The 16,224-nt window shown below is 64.7% G+C and carries 13 protein-coding genes; 5 read left to right on the top strand and 8 right to left on the bottom strand.

All coding sequences use genetic code 11. The features are described 5' to 3' along the window. Positions 1-92 precede the first annotated feature (92 nt). Entirely contained in the window at positions 93-1,421 is a 1,329-nt protein-coding gene (locus tag V8V93_RS01175) for an ATP-dependent 6-phosphofructokinase (RefSeq protein WP_338668538.1), read from the bottom strand. 224 nt (positions 1,422-1,645) lie between these two features. Here V8V93_RS01175 and V8V93_RS01170 point away from each other — a divergent pair, with 224 nt between their 5' ends. The 3 genes from V8V93_RS01170 (at position 1,646) to V8V93_RS01160 (ending at position 4,480) form a co-directional block, all read left to right on the top strand. After that, a complete protein-coding gene (locus V8V93_RS01170) occupies positions 1,646-2,491 on the top strand; it encodes a zinc metalloprotease HtpX (RefSeq protein WP_338668537.1) in 846 nt (281 codons plus the stop codon). A 1-nt stretch (position 2,492) separates the two neighbouring features. Next, entirely contained in the window at positions 2,493-3,821 is a 1,329-nt protein-coding gene (locus V8V93_RS01165; protein WP_338668536.1) for a trypsin-like peptidase domain-containing protein, read from the top strand. 89 nt (positions 3,822-3,910) lie between these two features. Then, a complete protein-coding gene (locus V8V93_RS01160) occupies positions 3,911-4,480 on the top strand; it encodes a class I SAM-dependent methyltransferase (protein WP_338668535.1) in 570 nt (189 codons plus the stop codon). 227 nt (positions 4,481-4,707) lie between these two features. Here the strand turns inward: V8V93_RS01160 and V8V93_RS01155 are convergent, their stop codons facing one another. The 5 genes from V8V93_RS01155 to V8V93_RS01135 form a co-directional block, all read right to left on the bottom strand. Then, the gene (locus V8V93_RS01155; RefSeq protein WP_338668534.1) at positions 4,708-5,397 is read right to left on the bottom strand and encodes an MgtC/SapB family protein; all 690 of its coding nucleotides are present in this window, start codon (positions 5,395-5,397) and stop codon (positions 4,708-4,710) included. A 330-nt stretch (positions 5,398-5,727) separates the two neighbouring features. Continuing rightward, a complete protein-coding gene (locus V8V93_RS01150) occupies positions 5,728-7,629 on the bottom strand; it encodes a SurA N-terminal domain-containing protein (protein WP_338668533.1) in 1,902 nt (633 codons plus the stop codon). Between the two features lie 65 nt (positions 7,630-7,694). Continuing rightward, positions 7,695-9,617 (bottom strand): aconitate hydratase, encoded by a 1,923-nt coding sequence (locus V8V93_RS01145; protein ID WP_338668532.1) that lies wholly within the window; start codon positions 9,615-9,617, stop codon positions 7,695-7,697. Between the two features lie 128 nt (positions 9,618-9,745). Further along, positions 9,746-10,051, bottom strand: coding sequence for a hypothetical protein (locus V8V93_RS01140; protein ID WP_338668531.1), 306 nt, complete (start codon positions 10,049-10,051; stop codon positions 9,746-9,748). Then, a complete protein-coding gene (locus tag V8V93_RS01135; RefSeq protein ID WP_338668530.1) occupies positions 10,020-11,819 on the bottom strand; it encodes a chorismate mutase in 1,800 nt (599 codons plus the stop codon). Before V8V93_RS01135 ends, V8V93_RS01140 begins: the two co-directional genes overlap by 32 nt. A gap of 239 nt (positions 11,820-12,058) precedes the next feature. Between V8V93_RS01135 and V8V93_RS01130 the strand changes: the two genes are divergently transcribed. Next, positions 12,059-12,496 (top strand): glycine zipper domain-containing protein, encoded by a 438-nt coding sequence (locus V8V93_RS01130; protein ID WP_338668529.1) that lies wholly within the window; start codon positions 12,059-12,061, stop codon positions 12,494-12,496. Positions 12,497-12,623: 127 nt separating this feature from the next. On the opposite strand, the gene V8V93_RS01125 is transcribed toward V8V93_RS01130, so the two are convergent. Beyond that, positions 12,624-13,478 (bottom strand): DMT family transporter, encoded by an 855-nt coding sequence (locus V8V93_RS01125; RefSeq protein ID WP_338668528.1) that lies wholly within the window; start codon positions 13,476-13,478, stop codon positions 12,624-12,626. A 149-nt stretch (positions 13,479-13,627) separates the two neighbouring features. Between V8V93_RS01125 and V8V93_RS01120 the strand changes: the two genes are divergently transcribed. Further along, positions 13,628-14,350 (top strand): DUF1295 domain-containing protein, encoded by a 723-nt coding sequence (locus tag V8V93_RS01120; protein WP_338668527.1) that lies wholly within the window; start codon positions 13,628-13,630, stop codon positions 14,348-14,350. Between the two features lie 321 nt (positions 14,351-14,671). Here the strand turns inward: V8V93_RS01120 and sat are convergent, their stop codons facing one another. After that, positions 14,672-15,958 (bottom strand): sulfate adenylyltransferase, encoded by a 1,287-nt coding sequence (gene sat / locus V8V93_RS01115; protein WP_338668526.1) that lies wholly within the window; start codon positions 15,956-15,958, stop codon positions 14,672-14,674. Between the last annotated feature and the right edge of the window lie 266 nt (positions 15,959-16,224).

Raw genomic sequence — 16,224 nt, 5'->3', positions numbered from 1 at the left:
TTTGACATACCTCATACCGTTAACAAAATGCTTAACGTTCAAAGATGCATACATCCGGCTCTCGAACAAATCAAGAATAATTATTGTTCCTGTTAATCATTTTTCATGGACAGGGGCTGGCCCGTGGATTCGAGCACGGCCCGCCAGTAGTTGGAGCAGGTGTTGATGCGCTTCTTGCCCCGGGTGACCACGGCCATGGGGATGTGCACGTACCGGCCGTTCCAGCGGGAGATGACCAGGCCGGTGCGGCCCGACATGCCCGCATGGACCGCGTGGATGCCTAGAAACGAGCAGTAGATGCGGTCGTTGGCGTTGGCCGGGACCGAGCGGATGATATAGCTCGGGTCGATGTACTTGAGGGTGGCCTCGATGCCCTGTTTCCTGAAATGGTCGAGGATCTCCCTCTTGAGCAGGGCGGCGATGTCGCTCAGCTTGACGTTGCCCGAGGCGTCTTGCTTGCCCGATGCCTCCAGCAGGTCCTGGCCCGCGCCTTCGGCCACCACGATGACCGCGTTGCCGCGCCGTTTCATGCGCTCGTCCAGGGCGGCCAGGAAGCCCTTGGGGCCGTAAATGTCGAAGGGCTCCTCCGGGATGAGGCAGAAGTTGACCTCCTGGCAGGACAGGGCGCTCTGGGCCGCGATGAAGCCCGCGTCCCTGCCCATGACCTTGACCATGCCGATGCCCCAGGGCGCGCCCGTGGCCTCCACATGTGCCCCCTTGATGGCCATGGCCGCGGTCTCCACCGAGGTGTCGAAGCCGAAGGAGGGCGAGACGTAGTTGATGTCGTTGTCGATGGTCTTGGGCAGGCCGACCACGGAGATGGACAGCCCGCGCTTCTCGATCTCGGCCACCACCGTGGCGGCCGCGCGCATGGTCCCGTCGCCGCCGACCATGAACAGGATGGAGACGTTCATGCGCTCCAGCGCGTCCACGATGGCCTCCGGTTCCTGGGGACCGCGCGAACTGCCGAGCACCGTGCCGCCGAACTCGTGGATTCGCGAGACGAAGTCCGGGGTCAGCTCGATGACGTCGTAACCCTGCTCGGGCACGAACCCGGCCAGGCCGTACTGGATGCCGAGCACGGCCGGGACCTTGTATTCATGGAAGGCGGTCATGACGATGGCCCGGATGACGTCGTTCAGGCCGGGGCACAGTCCGCCGCAGGTGACCACCGCGCACTTGGTCTTGCTCGGGTCGTAGTAGATCTTGTCGCGGGGACCGGCGGGCTCGAAAAAGATGTGTTGGGGCTTCTTGCGGCTCTTGGACGCGCCCTCCACGGTCCTGCGGGAGATGTTCACCAGCACGGCGTCGTCTTCCTCGACGAACCGACCGAACTTGATGGGGTTGGCGATCTTGGCCGTGCCCACGGTGGAAATTTCGGTGGATTTGGGTGTAGGGCTCTCAGAATTGCATGTTTTCACTGTATCGACCTCCCGAATGCAGCAATGGTCCATTGACCTACCGTATTATAATGATTTTCCCGTGTGGGCAAACTGTATCTGTGTTTTTTCCCAATACTATAACAGAAAATCACAGGATCGGCATGGCCCGCGGGCCGGAGGGCGCATCGGGTCTTGACCTTTCCGGGCAAATACCTATCTAGTGGTTCCGCAGTCATCATGATGACCGGAGGATATCACCCCTTATGACCAGTCAGATCAAAACCCTACTGCTCCTGAGCCTGCTCACCGGCCTGTTGATGGCCTTGGGCGGTGCCATGGGCGGCCGCGCGGGGTTGTTCCTGGCCTTCGGATTCGCCATGCTCATGAACGTGGGCAGCTACTGGTATTCGGACAAGATCGTCCTGCGCATGTACAAGGCCAGGCCCCTGTCTCCGGGCGACGCTCCGCACATCCACCGGGTGGTGGGCGAGATGGCGCAGGCCGCGGGAATCCCCAAGCCGCGCATCGTGCTCATCCCCCAGGACGCGCCCAACGCGTTTGCCACCGGACGGAACCCGCAGAACGCCGTGGTCGCGGTCACGCGCGGCATCGTCAATATTCTGGACCCCGACGAGCTCCGCGGCGTGCTGGCCCATGAACTCGGCCACATCGTCAACCGCGACATCCTCATCCAGACCATCGCGGCCGTGTTGGCCGGGGCCATCGTGTTCATCGCCAACATGCTCCAGTTCACGGCCATCTTCGGCGGCTTCTCCCGCGACGACGAGGGCGGCAATCCCCTGGCCGCGCTGGCCATGGCCTTTCTTGCGCCCATCGCCGCCACCCTCATCCAGATGGCCATCTCCCGTTCGCGTGAGTACCTGGCCGACGCCACCGGCGCGCGCCTGTCCGACCCGAACGCCCTGGCCGACGCCCTGTCCAAGCTCGACGCCGCCTCCCAGCGGGTGCCGCTCCAGGGCAGCCCGGCCACGGAAAACCTGTTCATCGTCAATCCGTTCAGCGGGCGCAGGGCCGCGTCCCTGTTCGCCACCCATCCGCCCATAGAAGACCGCATCGCGCGCCTCAGGGCCATGGCCCAAGGCAGGTAACATGAAACGATCCGCATTTTCCCTTCTGTTCCTTTTCCTTATCCTCGGCTTCGCCGCCATCCCCGCCCAAGCCGCCGACCGCCGCACCCCGGTGGTCCTCGCCGTGGAGGCGGTCAGCCCCTCGGTGGTCAACATCACCGTGACCTCCACGGTCAAGGGCGGCAGCCGTTCACCCTTCGGCGACCCCTTCTTCGACCAGCTCTTCAAGGGATATTACGACCAGCGGCCCCGCCAATCCCAGAGCCTCGGCTCGGGCGTGATCATCGACGGCAGGAAGGCGCTGGTCCTGACCAACGCCCATGTCATCGCCTCGGGCGGCGACATCTCGGTCCGCCTCAAGGACGGCCGCGAGTTCAAGGCCGACCTGGTGGGCTCGGACGCCGACTTCGACCTGGCCGTGCTTAAGCTGGAAAACGCCAAGGACCTGCCCCAGGTCTCCATGGGCGACTCGGAAAACATCTATATCGGCGAGACCGTCATCGCCATCGGCAACCCCTTCGGCTACTCCAACACCGTGACCACCGGCGTGGTTTCGGCCCTGAACCGGCCCATGAAGACCAACGGCGGGGCGTACGGCAGCTTCATCCAGACCGACGCGGCCATCAACCCCGGCAACTCCGGGGGCCCGCTCCTGAACATCAACGGCGAGCTCATCGGCATCAACACCGCCATCCAGGCCCGGGCCGAGGGCATCGGCTTCGCCATCCCCATCAACAAGGCCAAGCACGTCATCGCCGAGCTCCTCGACACCGGCCACGTCTCGCCCATCTGGCTCGGCCTGTTCGGCCAGGACGTGGATCAGGCCGCGGCCCGCTATTTCAACCTCAAGGACCTGAACGGCATGCTCGTCACCGAGGTCTATCCCGGCACCCCGGCCGCGGAGGCCCTGCTCAAGCCCGGCGACGTGATCGTCTCCTTCAACGGCCGGCCCCTGGCCAACAAGAGCGACTACCTGACCCGCCTGTTCAGCGTGACCAAGTCCGAATCCGTCAACCTGGTCGCCCTGCGCGACGGGCATGAAATCCGCCTGCACCTCCGGCCCCAGGTCCTGGACAAGGCCAAGGCGCTCGACCTGGTGCGCACCCGCTGGGGCTTCGAGCTGGCCGACAGGCCGCAGGGGCCGGGCGCTGAAGTGACCACCGTGGTCCCCGGCTCGGCAGCGGCCAAGCTCGGCCTGAAACAGGGCGACATCATCCACCAGATCGGCAACCGCCGCCTGCGTTCCGGCATCGACCTGCTCAACGCCTTTCTGCGCAACCGCATGCAGAAGACGGTCATGATGCGCGTCCAGCGCGGGCGCAACCTCTACACCGTCCGGCTGACCCTCTAGAAAGGAGCTTTCCCATTCCACCCGACCAACAACGCTACTGGGCCGACAAGTGTGCGGCCAAGACATTCACCACCCCGTTCCGGCTCGACGTGTTCAACAAGCACGTCCCGGACACGAAGGCGCGCATATTGGATTTCGGCTGCGGCTACGGCCGGATCATGGCCGAACTGGCGCAGGCCGGGTACACCGACCTGACCGGCATCGACTTTTCCGAGCCCCTGGTCAGGCGCGGCCTTGCGGAACACCCCGAGCTCAACCTGGCCGCCTACCCCGGCGGGCCCCTGCCGTACGCCGACGACACCTTCGACGCCGCCGTCATGCTCGCGGTCTTCACCTGCATGCTCGAAACCCGCACCCAGGCCGAGGCCCTGCTCGAACTGAAGCGCGTGCTCAAGCCCGGCGGCGTGCTCTACGTCAACGACTTCCTGCTCAACCGCGACCGCCGCAACCTCGACCGCTACCAGCTCGGCCAGGAAAAATACGGCCTCTACGGCGTGTTCGACGTGGACGACGGCGGCACCCTGCGCCACCACGACCGCAACCACATGGAGGCCCTGTTCTCCGGCTTCGAGACTCTGGTCTTCGAAGAGGTGGGGTATGAAACCATGCACGGGCACCATTCCAACGGCTTCTATGCCGTCGTGAAGATGCCCGGTTAGCGGCGAGGCGAGGGAGAGAAGGCCTCCGGCGGGCCCTCGCCGGGCGGGCGTCTCCGACGGTCAGGGCGCTGCCCTGCACCCGCTCAAGGCCGAGGACCTTGAGAATTCCGTGTTCGCTTCGCTCAAGGGCGTGCGGCGGCCCAAGGCTGTGACGGGGTGCCTTCCGCCGATCGAAAAACAGAACGCCGGGCTGCGATGCCCGGCGTTGTTCGTTCACTCTCAGGGGGTCAGCTCAGGCCGACTTCGGTGAACCGTTCGTCCGCCTGCAGCAGGTCGAAGAAGGAGACGCGGCGGTGCCTGTCCCGCATTCGCAGGCCCAAGTTCACCCGGCATTGCTTTGTATTGGGCTGGCGGGAGACGTTGCGTTCGATGATCTCGATCTGTTCCTCATGAATCCGTTCCGTCACCTCGTCGAGCAGGTCAAGGCCGCCCGTCCATTCGAGGCGCAGCGAATAGAACTGGTCGCCGCTGATGGGCAGACGATGGAGCGCGTACAGGGCGATCAGGACCAGCATGGTCAGCGGGACAGCGATGACGTACTCGCCCAGGCCGACCGTCACGCCGATGGCCGAGACCACCCAGATGGAGGCGGCCGTTGTCAGCCCGCGCACGAAATCCTGGCTCTTCACGATGGTTCCGGCCCCGAGAAAGCCGATGCCCGTTATCACGCCCGCGGCCGTGCGAGCGGGGTCCATGCGGATGGCGGAGTCCGCTCCCATGTTCATCTCGATGGAGAGTTTCTGGAACGTGACAATGATGGCCGCCGACCCCATGCACACCAGAATGTTCGTGCGCAACCCCGCGGCCCGGCCCCTGATCTGCCGCTCCACCCCGACCAGGCCGCCCAGGAGCATGGCCACCAGGAGGCGGACGACGAAAATCCAATCGTTGCTGATGATATCCAGTATATGCGACATAGTACCTCTCAATTTTCTTGCCGAAGGGGAACCGGCACTTCAACCCTTATGCCCCTGTATCGAGTCTGTCATCTTGAAAAAACGGCGCTTGCCCGGCCATGCTCCAGGAAAACGGACGCCTCGCCGCTTCCATTCAAGGCTCGCCATTTTTGGCCCGCATTTCGGTGAATTGCCGCTGAATGCATGCCCGGGAAAGACCGCTGTTCCAGTCTTGCCCCTTTCCAAAAGGTTTCCTGACGGGGGCCGAAGTAGCGCCCCGGCCGCCGGAGGTGCAAAAAAAGGGCTGCTCCATCAGGAACAGCCCTTTTGACTTGTCGGTAATGCGCCCGTCTATTTCAGGATATCCGGCCTGGCGATTTTGACCTGGGCGTTTTTGCTCAGGTCGTCCATGAAGGCGGCCACGGCTTCGCGGCGGTAGTTCTGACCGGCCTGGTCCATCCAGAACTTTTTCTGTTCCTTCCAGATGGCGTCGGAGGCCGGGATGCGCTCGTTGAGGCGGGCCACGACGGCGCCGCCGCCGGGCATGTTGTAGACGAGCTTGAACCAATCCTTGTTCTTGGCGTTGAAGGCGGCCTTGGCCAGCGGCTGGCTCTGCCCCAGTTCGGGGATGTTGCCCTGGCGGTTGAACGGCTTGGTGGTCTTAATGCGCGAGGCGTACTTCTTGGCGGCGGCCGCGGCGTCGGGGCCGGTCAGGGCCGCGTGGATCTTGTCTGCCGCGTTCTGGGCCAGTTCCGCGCCCTTCTGGTCTTTCAAGGTGTTGACGATGGTCGGGCGGACCAGGTCCAGGGCCATGACCGAGGGCGGGGTGTCCTCGACCTTCTCCACGAGCATGTAGCCGCCGTTGACGGCCACCGGGCTCTTGTAGGCGGTACCGGGAGCCAGCGCGGCTACGGCCTTGGCCGCGTCTGCGGACATGCCGAAGGTCTGGGCCAGGTACTGGGCGGGCATGGGGTCGGTGGTCTGGGGTTCGAGGCCGAGCTCGGAGCCGATTTTGGTCAGGGACATGCCGGACACGAGGCGGTCGGTGGCCTGGTCCAGGAGGTCGTTGGCCTTGTCCGAGGCCTTTTCCTCGGCCAGGCGGCTCTTGATCTCGTCCCTGGCCTCCTCAAGGGTCTTGGTGGTCCCTGCCTTCTTGTCCTCGACCTTGATGACGTGCCAGCCGAACCGGGTCTTGACCGGCTCGGACACCTCGCCCTTGTTCAGGGCGAAGGCGGCCTTCTCGAAGTCGGGGACCATGGCGCCCTTGCCGAACCAGCCCAGGTCGCCGCCGTTGGGGGCGCTGGGGCCGTCGGAGTTGTCCTTGGCGAGCTTGGCGAAGTCCGCACCGGCCTTGGCTTCCTGATAAATCTTGTCGATGCGCTCCTTGGCCTTCTTCTTGGCGGCTTCGGAGTCGGAGTCCTTGACCGCGACCAGGATGTGGCGGGCGTGGATCTGTTCGGGCTCCTGCATGGCGTCCTGGTTGGCCGCGTAGTATTTCTTGATCTCGTCGTCGGTGACGGTCTGGTACTTGGCCAGGTTGGCCGGAGTGAAGGCGAGGGTCCGCAGGGTCACCTGGGCCGGAATCTTGAAGCGGTCCTGGTTGGCCTTGTAGTAGGCCTCGATCTCGGCCTCGCCGACGGTCACATCCTTGCGGAAGTCCACGGGCAGGACCTCGATGTAGTCGAGCCGGGCCTGTTCGCTGATCCAGTCGAAAATCTGCCGGGCCTGGGCTTCGGACACGTCGGCCGGGGCGCCCACGGCGTCCTTGACCTGCTGCATGGTCAGGTCTTTGCGGTAGTTTTCCTCGAATTCGGCCGGGGTCATGTGGATCCCGCGCAGGGCGGCCTGGTAGCGCTGCTTGTCGAAGTTGCCGTTGGCGTCCTTGAAGGCGGCCACCGCGGCGATGCCCGCGGCCACTTCCTTGTCGGAGGCGCGGATGCCGAGCTTCTGGGCCTGGTCGAGGAGGAGCTTCTCGCTGATCAACTGACCCAGGACCATCTGCTTGAACTGGGGCGACCTGAGCTGCGCTTGGTCCACGTCCGGGTTGGTCCGGCGGATGTTCTCGGCCGCGCGCTGGTACATCTGCTCGTACTCGGCCCGGCTGATGGCCTGGCCGTTCACCGTGGCCACGGTCGGGTCGCCGGAGCTGTTCAGCCCGGACATGCCGAAGGCGAAGATGAAGATGAAGATGATGACGGCGAAGAGTATCTTGACGATCCAGCCGGATGCGTTGTTGCGCATTATTTCTAACATGTTTGCTCCATAGCTATGATGAACAGGTTGCCTCCCCCGAAGGGGAGGCAACGTCGTGCCGATCTTTAGGACTTGCCTTCCCGAACGGCGTTCAGGAGGCCACCTGCCTGGATAATCTGTAGTTCCTTTTCGGTCAAATCATTTGTGACCGGAACGGTTGCCCCGTTCCCCGCGACCATGTCCACGGTGCCGCCGGGGGTGATTGCCGAGGCCGGGATGGTCAGGTCCACGCCCTCTTCCAGCTTATCGTAGTCCGAGGGCTCAACCAAGAGCAGGGGCAGGATGCCGAAGTTGATCAGGTTGGCCCGGTGGATGCGGGCCAGGGACTTGACCACCACGGCCTTGACGCCCAAGTGGCGCGGTCCGAGCGCGGCGTGTTCGCGGCTGGAGCCCTGGCCGTAGTTCTCGCCGCCCAGGATGATGCCCTTGCCGTGCTCCTTCATGCGCCCGACGAACCCTTCGTCCACGCGGGAGAAGATGTACTGGCTGATGGCCGGGATGTTGGAGCGCAGGGCCGTGATCTGCGCGCCCGCGGGGAGGATGTGGTCGGTGGTGATGTTGTCGCCGACCTTGAGCAGGACCTTGGCCTCCACGGTCTCGGGCAGCTTGTCGAAGTCCTCCAGGGCCACGATGTTCGGTCCGCGCAGGACCTCCACGGCGGCGCCGTCCTCGGGCGGGAAGACGAACAGGTCGCGGATGGACGGCACGTCCTCGGGCAGGGTGACGCGCTCGGGCGCCGGGCCCCATCCGGCCGGGTCGGAGAACTCGCCTTCCAGGGCGAGCTTGGCGGCCGTCTGGGCCGAGACCAGGAATATCTGGCCGTCCTGGGTGCCGGAGCGGCCCTCGAAGTTGCGGTTGAAGGTGCGCACGGACACGCCGGCCGAGACCGGGGAGCCGCCCATGCCGATGCACGGGCCGCAGGAACATTCGAGCAGGCGCGCGCCCGCGTCCAGCAACGGTTCGATCAGCCCTTCGCGGGAGAGCATTTTGAGCACCTGCTTGGAGCCGGGGGAGATCATCAGGTCGGTCTCGGGCGGGGTGATGTGCCCGGCCAGGATCTGGGCGGTGTTCTTGAGGTCGGAATAGGAGGAGTTGGTACAGGAGCCGATGGCCACCTGGTCGATCTTCTTTCCGGCCAGGTCCTTGACCTTGCAGACCTGGTCCGGCATGTGCGGCTGGGCCACCAGGGGCTCCAGTTCGGACAGGTTGATGGTCACGACCTCGTCGTATTCGGCGTCCGCGTCGGCGACCAGTTCGGTCCAGTCGTCGGCCCGGCCCATCTTGGCCAGGAAGTCGCGGGTGGTTTCGTCGGACGGGAAGATGGACGTGGTCGCGCCCAGTTCGGCGCCCATGTTGGTGATGGTCGCGCGGTCGGGCACGGACAGGGAGGCCACGCCCGGACCGGCGTACTCGAAGACCTTGCCCACGCCGCCCTTGACGGTCAGCAGGCGGAGCAGTTCGAGGATGACGTCCTTGCCTTGGGCCCAGCCGGTCAGCTCGCCGGTCAGCTCGACCTTGACCACCTTGGGCATGGGGATGAAATAGGCCTCGCCCGCCATGGCCAACGCCACGGACAGGCCGCCCGCGCCCATGGCCATGGCCCCGATGCCGCCCGCGGTGGGGGTGTGTGAGTCCGAGCCGATGAGCGTCGCGCCGGGCTTGGCGAAATTCTCCAGGTGGAGTTGGTGGCAGATGCCGGTGCCCGCGGGCGAGAAGACCGCGCCGGACTTGGCGGCCACGGTGCGCAGGAAGCGGTGGTCGTCGGGGTTGCGGAAGCCCATCTGCAGGGTGTTGTGGTCCACGTAGCTCACGGACAGGTCCGTGCGGACGCGGCCGATGCCGATGGCTTCATACTGGAGCCAGGCCATGGTGCCGGTGGCGTCCTGGGTCAGGGTCTGGTCGATGCGCAGGCCGACCTCTTCGCCGGGAACCATGTTCCCGGAAACGAGGTGCTTCTCGATGATTTTGCGGGTGATGTTCTTGCCCATGGTCTCTCCTACAATGCGTTGGGTCTCTCTCGGTACCGTCCGGGGGCGGCGTGGTCCGGGTCTCTCACCTCCCGGCCGCGCCCCGTACGGGGTGGTCCATGTCCTAAATAGTACAATCGGTACGGAGATCAGAACAGGAAGCCGTTCTTGACGCCTTCCGAGGGTTCCATGTCCTCGATGCCGAGCTTGATCCGGTTGATCTTGTTGGTGCGGAACTGGATCTCCACGTCCAGACGCAGCTTGTCCTGCTGGGCCTGGAATATCTCCTCGTGGCGGTATACGCCCCTGGCCGGGTCCTCTTCGTCGCGAAGCTGCCGGACGGCCAGCTTGGTCTTCTCGAGTTCCACGTTCAACTGCGCCACCTCCGCCTCAAGGACGTGGATGTCGTCGCTCAGCCGCTTGTCACCGGATTTTGATTCGTCTTCTCGTGTCATCCTTCTTCTCGCGTTCCGGTTTGGGTTTCATCTTGCCGGTGGGCAGGGAGTTGTAGAAGTTCCAGAACTCGGGCCAGGTGGCGGTCACTTCGCCGTGGTTCTCGAGCACGATGCCGGGCACGGCGTAGGCGGCCAGGGCGCAGCCCATGGACCAGACCGGCTCCGGACTGAACCAGGTGCCGTCCCACTGCGGCTTGCCGGGCTTGATATGGATGACGTCGCCGTCGATCTCGTAGCTCGCGCCCATGCGGTCGAGCAGCTCCACGGCCACGTCGTTGTCCGCGCCGGCCAGTTTGGCGTCGCCCACCTTGAGGGCCAGGGCCAGGGCCAGGGGCATGAGGTCCGGGGACGCGCCCAGCGGGATGTCCGCGGATTCGGGCAGTTCGCCCTCCATGACGGCCACCACATTCTCGGTGGCCACGTCGATGCGCAGGCCGAGCGCCCGGAGCTGTTCGAGCACGCGGTCGGCCTGCTCGTTCCTGGGCCAGGTTCCTTCCAGGTTGATCCGGCCGCCGCTCAAGGCGGGCAGGGCCAGGAGCATGGCGTTCAGGCGCACGGACAGGGGCAGTTGGGGTTGCGCCTCGATGGCCGGGACGCCGTCGGGCACGCTGACCGAGTCCTTGCCGAGCTTGGCCTCGATGCCGCAGGCCTGGAGCACGGTCACGGCCTCGGCCACCCGCTCGCGGGCTTCCGAGGTCAGTCCCTTGACGGTCAGCCCGCCGGGGAAGGACCATGCGGCCAGGGTCAGGGCGGCCGCGAAGTCCGGGTCGATGCCGCCGGGCAGGGTCACGGACTCGTCCATGGCGCCGCCGCACTCCAGCCGCACGGGCAGACCGGGGTTGTTCGGATTCATGGGCACCACCCGCGCGCCGAGCGACGGCAGCACCTTGTTCAGGGAGGCCGCGTCGAGCAATTGCAGGGAGGGCTTGCCCGTGAACTTGCACCGCCCGGCGTGGCCGAGCGCCAGGCAGAGCAGCATATAAAAGTTGAATTTGTCCTCGCCGACAAAGGCCATCTTGCCCTCGAATTCCAGGGTCCGGCCGCCGTCGTTGCGGATGAAGTCGTCATCCCAGTGGATGGGCGCGCCGACCTGCTTGAGCGCCTTGGCCAGGTCCTTGTTCGGGGCGTTCATGGTCACCGGGGAGAGGGTCACCTGGGTCCCGGCGGATGCGGCCATGGCCAGCATCATCCGGGTGAATCGGAAGGAGCGGGGCCCGGCGATGCCCGCCGAGATGGGCTCCACGCGCGGGGCGAGTTTGTAGCCCTCGCCTTCGAATTTCTTGCGTGCGTCGGCCAGGGAGAACTGGTTGAGCAGGGTGAAGAGCTGTTTGGTCAGCTTGGCGTCCAGGCCCAGGCGGCCCGCCGAGCGGTCGAACGCGCCGCGCAGCAGCTTTTCCAGTTGGGGGTCCACCAGGGACTTCTGCCGGGACTTGCGCCAGGCCCCCTCCTTGCGGATCAGGAAGGCGCGCTTCTCGAGCAGGCCCAAGATCTGGTCGTCGATGTCGGCGATGTCGTTGTAGCGGTGGCCGGTGACCACCTCGGACTTGGACGGCGCGTCGTCGTCCACGGGCGGGGCTTCGGGCCTGCGCCCGAAAAAGTCGCGTCCGCCGCGCTTGGGTCCGCGCTTGTCGAACTTGCGCGGGCCGCGTTTCTCGTCGCGTTGCGGTCGGCCGTTGTCGTATTTGGGGGTATTGCCGGGAGCGCCCTGGGCGGTGTCCCTGCGGGGCCGGTCCTCGAAGGGACCTTCGTCTTTGCGGATCTTGATCATCGTCTTTCCGTCTTCCTTATGAATGATATGGTTCCCCGGCGAACCGGGAAAGGATTCTCTAGCCCGAAAGCGCAGGATATGCAAGACCCGGCAGTTGGGCCGGGCCGCACGCGTCCTTCAGGTTTCCGTACTGGACAAGCCGGGCCGCAACGGGCACATTGAAATGAGCCGGTCCCGGTTTTTTCTGCCCGGTCCGGCGTCGTTACGCAAAGCACCTTAATTCCTTGGAGGTAATAGCCATGAGGAAAGTACTGATAGCCGCGCTGCTGGCCTGTTTCGTGACCGCAGGCTACGGCTGCGCCAGCAAGGCCCAGCAGGGTGCCACCGTCGGCAGCCTAGCGGGCGCGACCATCGGCGCCCTGACGTTCAAGAACAAGCTGCTCGGCGCGGCCGTGGGCGCGGGCGTGGGCACCCTGTTCGGGTACATCGTGGGCAACGAGTGGGACAAGCACGACGAGGCCCAGGTCCAGAGGACCCTGGAGACCGGCAAGTCGGATCAGCCGCAGTCCTGGACCAACCCCGACACCGGGGCCAGCTACACGGCCACCCCGAGCCCGCCCTACATGTCCGAGAACAAGGTCTACCGCGACGTCTACATCAAGGACCAGAAGGACGGCGACACCATCATGGCCAAGGCCTGGCGCGACGACAAGGGTGTCTGGCATCTCAAGCAGTAGCGCCCGGACGGCCTGACGGCCCGTAACCGAAAACAGGAACCCCGCCGGCAACGGCGGGGTTCTTTTGCGCCCGCCGTCCGGCACAACGGTCGCCGTTCCTCCGTCGGAAGGCGGGAGACCGGCGGCGTCAACGGCCGGGAGACAGGAACGTGGGCCGCCTGATCGCGCCGAGTGCGCCCCGCAGGGTCACGGCCCCGATGACGGTCACGCCGCCGACCACGGCCCAGGGGCCGGGCAGCTCGCCGTAGCCCACGGCCACGAGCACGGGGTTGAAGATCGGTTCGAGCATCATGATCAGGATCGCCTCCAGCGCGCCGAGCCGCTTGATGGCCCAGACGTAGAGGGCCATGGACACGCCCTGTTGCAGGATGCCGAGGTAGAGCAGCCCGAGCCACCCCTCGCCGGACGGCAGGGAGCCGAAGAGAAAGGGCAGCCCGGCCAGGGCGGTCAGGACATGCCCGAGGACGACGGACTCCACGGGCGAGGCGTCCTTTTGTGAACGCATGCACAAGGTAAATATTGCGTAGGAAATACCAGTGCCTACGGCAATAATATTGCCCCACAATCCGGTGGCCGAGAGGCGGTCCAGGAAGAACAGGGCCATGCCGCCCACGGTCACGGCGATGAATGCCCAGTCCGACCGGCGCGTGCGCTCGCCGAGGAGCCACGGGGCGAGCAGGGCCACATAGACCGGGGCGGTGTAGGCCAGCAGGATGGCGTTGGCCGAGGTGGTCAGCTTGGTGGCCGCCACGTTGGTCACGAGCAGCCCCGCATAGCCCAAGGCCGCCCCCCACTGCACACGATTGAAGCCGAAGGTCAGCCGCCCCCGGAAGAGCACGCACAGGGTCGCCGCGGCCAACGCGCTGCGCACTCCGGTGATGGCCATGGGATTCCACTGGACCAGCTTGATGGCCAGCCCCCCGGAGCTCCAGATGAGCGCCGTGGCCGCCATGAGCAGTATGGCCTTGGTCTTGTCGGGCATAACTCGCTATTTCTGCGGTAAAAAAGGGGCGTTTGCAAGCGGGAAGCAACGGGCTTGTGATCATTCTCCAAATCCGGGCCGTTTTTTGGCATACTCCCCTGGCAACGGCCGGGCGCGCAGTGTGCCGGTCCAGGAACAAAGGGGGCGTGATGGGTGATTCTTCAAGCGGCAAGGGCGGGGTGGACCGCGTCCACGGGCGCTCTCTGCCGCAGCGGGCGGTCTTTTGCCTGGGGCATCTGGCCATTGTGCTCTGCTGCGCCTGGCTGGCGTGCGGCGGATTGGAGCGGACAGGCCGCCTGTTCGGCCAGACGTGGGCCTTTGCCGACGGTGGCCGGGCGGCGCTGCTGGTCGGTTGCGCGGTCCTGTACTGGCTGCGTCATGCGGTGACGCTCTTCTATCTGCTGGCGCGGCGTGTGGACTGGCCCGAGGTCCTCGGGCTGCTCGCGTTCATCGGCCTGATCGAGGTCGGTCTGCTGCTCGCGGGCGGCGGCCTGTTCAACGACACGCCGCCCCTGTTCCGCCCGCTGGACTGGTTCGCCCTGGCCCTGGTCCTGGCGGGCTCCTACCTGAACACGGCCTCCGAGACCCAGCGCAAGCTGTGGAAGCGAGACCCGGCCAACCGGGGCCGCTGCTACACCGGCGGCCTGTTCAAATACTCCATGCACATCAACTACTTCGGCGACACGGTCATGTTCACCGGCTGGGCCCTGCTGACCGCCGTCCCCTGGGCCCTCGTCCTCCCGGCCCTGATGGCCGCCATGTTCGTCGGCTACCACATCCCGGCCCTGGACGCTTACCTCGCCGAACGCTACCCGAACGACTTCCCGGCCTACGCCCGGACCACCAGGAAGTTCATCCCGTTCATCTACTGAGCCGTCAACCTCATCCCCCCCCCCAGGCGACTTGGCGCCGCAGGCTCCCGATAGCCCATTGGAGCGCCTTTGGGGCGGCACGCCCCAAACAGCGGCTCTCGACGTATCGAGGTGCGGAAGAGTGGGTCGGATGTGGATTTTTCGAGGGGGGCTCCGACCGCAGCGTACTTCCTGTACGTGAGGATCGGAGCCCCCCTCGAAAAATTCGCAGACGGCCTGCTATCCCGCGCCGCCGCCCGGTCGCGTTTTGCTGACAAACGAAAAGGGGAGGTTGCGTCAGCAACCTCCCCTTGAGTGGTCAGCAAAACCGACCGGCAGGACTTACTTCATGTCCTGACCGGAAGCGGCCTTCTGCATCTTGACCTCGACCTTCTCGGTGAGGTTTTCGTAGTAGTCGCGGAGGATGACCAGGACTTCGTCGCGGCCGAAGTGATCCGGGACCTCGGCGCCTTCGGACAGGGCCTTGCGCAGCTTGGTGCCGGACAGGATGACGCGGTCTTCCTTGGTGTGTGGGCAAGTGCGCATGGAAGCCATGCCGTCGCACTTGTAGCAGTAGAAGGTCCAGTCGATGTTCATCGGCTGGCAGAGCAGGGCCTTGCCGGGCTCGGGGCAGGCTTCGGTGACGTAGGGGATCCTCTTGAAGATCTCCTGGGCCTCGAACAGGCCGTAGAAGTCGCCGACACCGGCGTGGTCACGGCCGATGAGCATGTTGTTGATGCCGTAGTTCTGGCGGAAGGTGGCGTGCAGCAGGCCTTCGCGGGGACCGGCGTAACGCATGTCCAGGGGGTAGCCGGCGTTGATGACGTTGTCGGCCACGAAGTAGCCGTCGATCAGGGTCTGGATGCACTTGATGCGCACGCTGCCCGGAATGTCGCCCGGCTTCAGGTTGCCGATCAGGGAGTGGATGACGCAGCCGTCACACACTTCGATGGCGATCTTGGCCAGGAACTCGTGGGAGCGGTGCATGGGGTTGCGCAGCTGCAGAGCGGCGACCTTGGACCAGCCGCGCTTTTCCATCTCGGCGCGGATCTGGGCGGGGGTCAGGTAGACGCCCGGGAAACGCTTGGCGTAGTCGCCCTCGGAGAGGACCTTGACCGGGCCGGCCAGGTTGTACTTGCCCTGGGCCATGACCATCTGGACGCCGGGATGGTCTTCCATGGCGACTTCCCAGAACTTGTCGTCAGCGGAATCTTCGCCCTCGCCCTTGTAGACGAGTTCGCATTCCCACTTCTTGTCGGCTTCGGTCATCTCGTACTTTTCTTCGACCTTCATGGTGGCGTAGACGGTGCCGTCCTTGGCCTTCAGGGCGACCTCGTCACCGACCTTGACGTCTTCGTCATCGGTGTCGAGGGTGATGGGGACCGGCCAGAAGGTGCCGTCGGCCATCAGGAACTTTTCGCAGACGCCGGCCCAGTCGGCCTTCTTCATGAAGCCGTTCAGCGGAGAGAAGCCGCCGATGCCCATCATGATCAGGTCGCCCTTGGCGCGATCGGAAATGTCGAGGGTCTTCAGGCCAGCGGCCTTTTTGATTTCAGCGTCGAGCTCAGCGCCTTCGAGCAGACAGCAAACGAGACCTTTACCACCGTGAGGTGCTACGAGGTTAGACATGTAAGCCTCCTAAATAGTTTGTCAGTGTTTCCATTGCCTTGATTCATGGTGAGCCGCCTCGGCCGCTTGGATGACCATGAGTATTTCCCAATTATAGGGTCCGCCTTTATTGGCTGTTTGTGAAAGTCGTGTCAAGCGCTTTTTTCCGCCCGTCCTGCAACAATTTGCGCCTGATTGCACACTCAGGGGGGGAGGTAGACCTTCTCGGGAGAAAGTCTAGAAAACAGGCCCTGTTTTGGTGTATTTTTTACGTGTATTTTCAGCTT

This window comes from Pseudodesulfovibrio sp. 5S69 (genome assembly GCF_037094465.1).
Lineage (GTDB): Bacteria > Desulfobacterota > Desulfovibrionia > Desulfovibrionales > Desulfovibrionaceae > Pseudodesulfovibrio > Pseudodesulfovibrio methanolicus.
Note: the sequence above shows the minus strand (reverse complement) of the source record. Positions and strands in the feature narration are given on the sequence as shown.

What these genes read in the sequence shown, in the direction of transcription:
- V8V93_RS01155 (WP_338668534.1), bottom strand. Translation starts at nt 5,397, where the DNA reads ATGTCGCATATACTGGATATCATCAGCAACGATTGGATTTTCGTCGTC.
- V8V93_RS01145 (WP_338668532.1), bottom strand. Translation starts at nt 9,617, where the DNA reads ATGGGCAAGAACATCACCCGCAAAATCATCGAGAAGCACCTCGTTTCC.
- V8V93_RS01165 (WP_338668536.1), top strand. Translation starts at nt 2,493, where the DNA reads ATGAAACGATCCGCATTTTCCCTTCTGTTCCTTTTCCTTATCCTCGGC.
- V8V93_RS01170 (WP_338668537.1), top strand. Translation starts at nt 1,646, where the DNA reads ATGACCAGTCAGATCAAAACCCTACTGCTCCTGAGCCTGCTCACCGGC.
- V8V93_RS01140 (WP_338668531.1), bottom strand. Translation starts at nt 10,051, where the DNA reads ATGACACGAGAAGACGAATCAAAATCCGGTGACAAGCGGCTGAGCGAC.
- V8V93_RS01120 (WP_338668527.1), top strand. Translation starts at nt 13,628, where the DNA reads ATGGGTGATTCTTCAAGCGGCAAGGGCGGGGTGGACCGCGTCCACGGG.
- V8V93_RS01135 (WP_338668530.1), bottom strand. Translation starts at nt 11,819, where the DNA reads ATGATCAAGATCCGCAAAGACGAAGGTCCCTTCGAGGACCGGCCCCGC.
- V8V93_RS01150 (WP_338668533.1), bottom strand. Translation starts at nt 7,629, where the DNA reads ATGTTAGAAATAATGCGCAACAACGCATCCGGCTGGATCGTCAAGATA.
- V8V93_RS01125 (WP_338668528.1), bottom strand. Translation starts at nt 13,478, where the DNA reads ATGCCCGACAAGACCAAGGCCATACTGCTCATGGCGGCCACGGCGCTC.
- V8V93_RS01130 (WP_338668529.1), top strand. Translation starts at nt 12,059, where the DNA reads ATGAGGAAAGTACTGATAGCCGCGCTGCTGGCCTGTTTCGTGACCGCA.
- sat (WP_338668526.1), bottom strand. Translation starts at nt 15,958, where the DNA reads ATGTCTAACCTCGTAGCACCTCACGGTGGTAAAGGTCTCGTTTGCTGT.